Genomic DNA, 6422 nt, shown 5'->3' with positions numbered 1-6422 from the left:
AGGCGAGGTGCCGAGTGGTGGGGCAAGAGCGTTTTGCTTACTTTTGCGCTGTTCAAAAGTGAGCCGCCGTCAGGGCGGAACCCTCAGTGGCCGTTACCTAAATAACGGATATGTACCCTGTCCAACTGTGTTGACTGTTAGGCCGTCTTCGCAGGCAAGCCAGCTCCCACATTTGGATTGCGGTGCCTCAGGGAGATAGGCGCCAGCTGTCCGGTCGTCACGGGAGCAAGCTCCCTCGCCACAGGTCCAGCGTCGCACCAAAGTTGTGTAGATACCTATGCTGCGATAGCGGTGCACCAGATGAAGAATTCTTCACTGTTGCACCGCTATCGCAGACAAGCCAGCTCCCACATTGACTGCATTTCAATCTAGGATTCGGTCAGGCTATTGGCAATATGGACTACACCGAGCGTAGGACGGGGTTGTTCTGGCCCCCCACATCACCGTCAACGCCTTGCAATGCTTTCACAGTGCCTCCATAGTGAGTCTGGACTGAGCCCGGTGCTGTAGCGCCGGGCTTTTTGCATTATGCGACCGGACCATATGGAACCGGCTCCCTCAAAGACGGCCTAATATGCGTTATCAATTGCCCCCGCGTCGAATCAGCATGAAGCATCTGTTCCCCAGCACCGCCCTCGCTTTTTTCATTGGTCTCGGCTTCGCGTCGATGTCGACCAATACGTTCGCAGCCAATAGCTGGGACAACCTTCAGCCTGATCGCGATGAGGTGATTGCCAGCCTTAACGTCGTCGAGTTGCTCAAGCGCCATCACTACAGCAAGCCGCCGCTGGACGACGCTCGCTCAGTGATCATCTACGACAGCTACCTCAAGCTGCTGGACCCGTCGCGCAGCTACTTCCTGGCCAGCGATATCGCTGAGTTCGACAAGTGGAAGACGCAATTCGACGATTTCCTCAAGAGCGGCGACCTGCAGCCTGGCTTCACCATCTACAAGCGCTACCTGGACCGCGTCAAAGCGCGTCTGGACTTCGCCCTGGGTGAGCTGAACAAAGGCGTCGACAAGCTCGATTTCACCCAGAAAGAAACCCTGCTGGTGGATCGCAAGGACGCCCCTTGGCTGACCAGCACCGCAGCCCTGGACGACCTGTGGCGCAAACGCGTCAAGGACGAAGTGCTGCGCTTGAAGATCGCCGGCAAAGAGCCCAAGGCCATTCAAGAACTGTTGACCAAGCGCTACAAGAACCAGCTGGCGCGCCTGGACCAGACCCGTGCCGAAGACATCTTCCAGGCCTACATCAACACCTTTGCGATGTCCTACGACCCGCACACCAATTATCTGTCGCCAGATAACGCGGAAAATTTCGATATCAATATGAGTCTGTCCCTGGAAGGCATCGGTGCCGTCCTGCAAAGCGACAATGACCAGGTGAAAATCGTACGTCTGGTGCCGGCAGGCCCTGCTGACAAAACCAAGCAAGTGGCACCGGCCGACAAGATCATCGGCGTGGCCCAGGCCGACAAAGAGATGGTCGATGTGGTCGGCTGGCGCCTGGACGAAGTGGTCAAGCTGATCCGCGGCCCTAAAGGCAGCGTGGTGCGCCTGGAAGTGATTCCGCACACCAATGCACCGAACGACCAGACCAGCAAGATCGTGTCCATCACCCGTGAAGCGGTGAAGCTCGAAGACCAGGCCGTGCAGAAGAAAGTCCTCAACCTCAAGCAGGATGGCAAGGACTACAAGCTGGGCGTGATTGAAATCCCGGCCTTCTACCTGGACTTCAAGGCCTTCCGTGCCGGTGATCCGGACTACAAGTCCACCACCCGCGACGTGAAGAAAATCCTCACAGAACTGCAGAAAGAGAAAGTCGACGGCGTGGTCATCGACCTGCGCAACAACGGCGGCGGCTCCCTGCAGGAAGCCACCGAGCTGACCAGCCTGTTTATCGACAAGGGCCCGACCGTGTTGGTACGCAACGCTGACGGCCGTGTCGACGTGCTGGAAGACGAGAACCCGGGTGCCTTCTACAAAGGGCCGATGGCGCTGCTGGTCAACCGCCTCTCGGCCTCGGCCTCGGAGATTTTCGCCGGTGCCATGCAGGACTACCACCGTGCATTGATCATCGGCGGCCAGACCTTCGGCAAAGGCACCGTGCAGACCATCCAGCCGCTGAACCATGGCGAGCTCAAGCTGACACTGGCCAAGTTCTACCGGGTCTCCGGGCAGAGCACCCAGCATCAGGGCGTACTGCCGGATATCGATTTCCCGTCGATCATCGACACCAAGGAAATCGGCGAAAGCGCCCTGCCTGAAGCCATGCCGTGGGACACCATCCGCCCTGCGATCAAGCCGGCGTCGGATCCGTTCAAGCCGTTCCTGGCACAGCTGAAGGCTGACCACGACACCCGCTCCGCCAAGGATGCCGAGTTCGTGTTTATCCGCGACAAGCTGGCCCTGGCCAAGAAGTTGATGGAAGAGAAAACCGTCAGCCTCAACGAAGCGGATCGCCGTGCACAGCACTCCAGCATCGAGAATCAGCAACTGGTGCTGGAAAACACCCGCCGCAAGGCCAAGGGTGAAGACCCGCTCAAAGAGCTGAAGAAAGAAGATGAAGACGCGCTGCCGACCGAGGCGGATAAAACCAAGCCGGAAGACGACGCCTACTTGGCCGAGACGGGCCGGATCCTGCTGGATTACCTGAAGATCACCAAGCAGGTGGCCAAGCAGTAAATGATGGCGATTTAATGTGATCGCTCCTCGGAGTGTCATCATATAGACATCATTCTGTCGTGAAATAAAAGGACCGCAGGTTTACGCCTGCGGTCCTTTTTTTTGATCGAGACCGCCATGACCATGACCGAACAGCTGAATGCATTGGGCTCAATCCTGGCTCAAGGCAGTTTGCACAGCCTGTTCCAACCGATCATCTGCCTGTCAGAACGGCGCATCCTCGGTTACGAAGCCCTCAGTCGCGGCCCGTCCAACAGCCCGCTGCACTCCCCCGTCGCGCTGTTCTCAGTGGCCAGCCATGCCGGGCGCCTGAGCGAGCTGGACATGGCGTGTCGAGAAAGTGCATGCCGGCGCTTCAGCGAGCAGAAACTGCCCGGCAAGCTGTTCCTCAATATCTCACCGGAATCCTTGATGGAGCACGCGCATCAGCCAGGGCGCACCCTGCAACTGTTGCGCGACTTCGGTATTTCTCCCAGTCACGTGGTGATCGAACTCACCGAGCAGGCGCCCACCGACGATTTCGCGCTATTGCAAACCGCCTTGCACCACTACCGCGACATGGGTTTTGCCATCGCACTGGATGACTTGGGCGCCGGTTATTCCAGCTTGCGCTTGTGGTCGGAACTGCGCCCGGACTACGTGAAGATCGACCGGCACTTTATCGACGGCATTCACCAGGACGCCCTCAAGCGCGAGTTTGTCGGCTCCATCCTGCAGATCGCCAAGGCGTCCCGCGCCCAAGTGATTGCCGAAGGCATCGAGTTGCCGGAAGAACTGGCGGTGCTGACCGAGATGGGCGTCGACCTGGTCCAGGGCTACCTGCTCTGCCGTCCTCAGGAACAGCCGCCACAGGAAGCGCGCCTGATGCTGCCCAAGCCGGATAACGCCACGCTGGCCCTCAATGACGAAGGCAGTGACCTGAGCGCCCTGCTCAATGAGCAACCCGCCGTGGATCAAGACACCGCCACCGCCCAAGTGCTGGAATCGTTCCGCCGCCAGGCCAACCTCAACTCGTTGGCGGTGTTGGACGGCCGCGGTCGCCCGGTCGGCATTGTGCACCGGCATTCGCTATCGGATGCGTTGCTCAAGCCATTCGCCACCGACTTGTTCGCGCGCAAACCCATCAGCCGCCTGATGAGCGATGACTTTCTGGCGGTGGAACTGAGCCAGTCCTTGCAGCAGGTCAGCCGTTTACTCACCAGCCGTGCACGGCAACGCATCGAAGAGGATTTCATCATCACCCTGAACGGCGATTATCTGGGGCTGGGCCGGGTTATCGACGTGCTCAAGTTGATCACGGAGCTGAAAATCCAGCAGGCCCGCTACGCCAACCCGCTGACCTTGCTGCCTGGCAACGTGCCGATCCAGCAGTGCCTCACTAGGCTGTTGCAGCAACAGCGCGAGTCGGTGATCTGCTATGTGGATATCGACAGTTTCAAGCCGTTCAACGATATCTACGGCTACGGGCGCGGGGATGAAGTGCTGCTGTGCCTGGCGCAGTGCCTGAACGACCGGGTAGACCCCAGCCGCGACTTTGTCGGGCACATTGGCGGCGATGACTTTCTGCTGGTGTTGGGCCCGCAGGATTGGCGCAAGCGGCTCAACCAATTGCTGGACGATTTCCATACCCAATGCCGACGCTTCTACCGCGCCGAACACCTTGAGGCTGGCTGCTTCGTGGCCCTCAACCGCCAGGGCGCGCGCCAGGAGTTTGCATTGCTGTCGCTGTCCATCGGCGTGGTGCACTTGTATCCACAGGCCTGTGCACAACTCGATGCCAGCCAATTGGCAGAGCTGGCTTCACAAGCCAAGCACCATGCCAAGGATATGGCGGGCTACAGCATCCACGTGATCGACAGCATGGACACCTGCTCCCAGGCGCTTTAGGCCTCGGCGGATTCCGGGTACTCGTACTCGAACACCCGCACCACTTCGGATGCATGCCAGGACGCGGCGGCCACACCATCGGAAGGCCCGCTGAACCGCCCCAGGCGCTCCACACACTCAAAAAAACCGGTGCGCGGCAGGCGGCTGGCGCCCTGGCTGATCACCAGGGAACTGCGCAGCGGTTGCTCCGCCTTGGCATCCAGCGCCGCCAGATGCTCCAGGGCCGCAGCCAGGGTCTGCATGGCCGGCGTGGGGAATTGCAGACGCTCCAGCAGCGCACGATACGTCAGCAAATGGCGCTGGCGACGTGCCTGGTCCAGTTCATTGATTAACCCATCCCAGTGTTGACGGCTGATACGTAGGCTCAAGACTCATCCCTCCAACCTGCAACGCCCAATTCCCAGGCCAGGCTGCGGCGAATGGCGGCATCCGGCTGGCGTTCACCACTTTCTATCAATCCAAGATACGAAGGGCTGATGCCCACGGTACGCGCCAGGGCCTCGATTGCCAGGCCCTTGGCCTCACGCAAGCCGCGCAGGGCTGCAAGCGGGCGCAAGTCCTGCTCGGAGGCGGTGGGTGCAGCAGAAGGAGAAGCGCGTGGCGGTTGCAACTGACCGGCAGCTTTTAGCAGCGCCTGGTACTGGTCCCATGGCAACACCGCATATTCGGGTTCGCCATCGCGTGAAATGATCTGGATATCCATGACTGCCCCGTAGGATAAAAACACTTACTAAGTAAGTTATTTCCTTAAGAGTGTAATCCTAACAGCCACGAAGGTCGCCGGGGGATACCAGGCATCATTAGTTTTTTTGCGGGTTTTCCCGGGCCAGCAGCTCAGGCGTCGCAGGCAGGCGCTCAACCACCGCAAGTTTTTCCGGACGTTGCGCATCGCGCCAGGTACGAAAGGCGCTCAGCTCGCCGCTCAGGGTCTTCATGACCCACGCCAGCACGGCGATGTCGTCGAGCATGCCGAACAGGGGAAGAAAATCCGGAATCGCATCAATCGGGCTAAGAAAATACATCAGCCCCGCCACCACCGAGATCAGCGCCTTGGGGCTGATGGCACGGTATTCGCCACGCCAGTAAGCCAGGCACAGGGCCTGCAGCAACTTGAGATCATCCTTGAGCTGGCCGAGCCGATTGCCCTGGCTTGAGCCTTTGGCAGCGACGGCAAACAGCAAGGTTGGCAAACGCCCACGACCGAGCAAGCGCGCGGCCATCGGCAGGAAACGGGTGAAATTGAACGGTGGTTTCATAGGGCACTCCAGTTCCAGGCGACATAAAAGGTTATCCACACAAATTGTGGATAACCTTGTGAACAGAGCCTGTTTTATCGGCTGAAAGCCACGGACTACAAGGCCTACAGTCAGATCGGGCGTTTTTTGCGCACATCAAAAAAACCCAAGAATTCATTGACTTGGCATGTATGTGCGGCTACCCGTGCTCGAGTCTTATATCAGACTGTGTCCGGTTGCGGACGTTCGTTTGGATTTGCAGAGGCTTGAATCAGGGGCTGCCTGGCTTGCGAGAGTCATAGATATCTGTACGACTCCGGTACGACGCTGCCCTCCGTGGCAGCCTGCCAGCCGATGCCTATCTCCCAAACACCCCGGGCTCCAAGTGTGGGAGCTGGCTTGCCTGCGATGGCGGCCGTTCAATCGACAGAGATATCGAATGTGCCGCCCCAGGTAACCACGATGCGAAGCGAGCCGCTCTTGATCTTGCTCTGCTCTTGATCTTGATCTCAGGCGCCCCGTTAAACCACGCTGGCCGAACGCAGGCTGGAATTCGTGGGTAACCCGGCAGGACGCCGGGTTAGCCGTCCTGGGCCAAGGATGTCCCATGA

5 protein-coding genes are annotated in these 6422 nt (G+C 59.1%); 2 read left to right on the top strand and 3 right to left on the bottom strand.

Annotated elements, in window-relative coordinates:
* The first annotated feature begins 607 nt into the window (after positions 1-607).
* Both A7K61_RS30080 and A7K61_RS30075 read left to right on the top strand, forming a co-directional pair.
* Positions 608-2689 carry a carboxy terminal-processing peptidase gene (locus A7K61_RS30080; protein WP_223816873.1) on the top strand — a complete coding sequence of 694 codons (2082 nt, stop codon included), beginning with the start codon at positions 608-610 and terminating at the stop codon, positions 2687-2689.
* Between the two features lie 117 nt (positions 2690-2806).
* On the top strand, positions 2807-4576 hold the full coding sequence (locus A7K61_RS30075) for a bifunctional diguanylate cyclase/phosphodiesterase (protein ID WP_047710460.1): 1770 nt from the start codon (positions 2807-2809) through the stop codon (positions 4574-4576).
* Here the strand turns inward: A7K61_RS30075 and A7K61_RS30070 are convergent.
* From A7K61_RS30070 to A7K61_RS30060, 3 genes are all read right to left on the bottom strand, one after another.
* The gene (locus tag A7K61_RS30070) at positions 4573-4944 is read right to left on the bottom strand and encodes a hypothetical protein (protein WP_003190138.1); all 372 of its coding nucleotides are present in this window, start codon (positions 4942-4944) and stop codon (positions 4573-4575) included. The genes A7K61_RS30075 and A7K61_RS30070 overlap by 4 nt on opposite strands.
* Positions 4941-5279, bottom strand: a complete 339-nt coding sequence (locus A7K61_RS30065; protein WP_044273065.1) for a helix-turn-helix transcriptional regulator — start codon at positions 5277-5279, stop codon at positions 4941-4943. Before A7K61_RS30065 ends, A7K61_RS30070 begins: the two co-directional genes overlap by 4 nt.
* 97 nt (positions 5280-5376) lie before the next feature.
* Positions 5377-5832: a YkvA family protein gene (locus tag A7K61_RS30060; protein WP_069558985.1), complete on the bottom strand. Its 456-nt coding sequence runs from the start codon at positions 5830-5832 to the stop codon at positions 5377-5379.
* Positions 5833-6422 lie beyond the last annotated feature (590 nt).

It is taken from the genome of Pseudomonas sp. AP42, assembly GCF_001728935.1.
Lineage (GTDB): Bacteria > Pseudomonadota > Gammaproteobacteria > Pseudomonadales > Pseudomonadaceae > Aquipseudomonas > Aquipseudomonas lactis.
The sequence above is the reverse complement of the archived record's forward strand: the minus strand, read 5'-3'. Positions and strand labels throughout refer to the sequence as shown.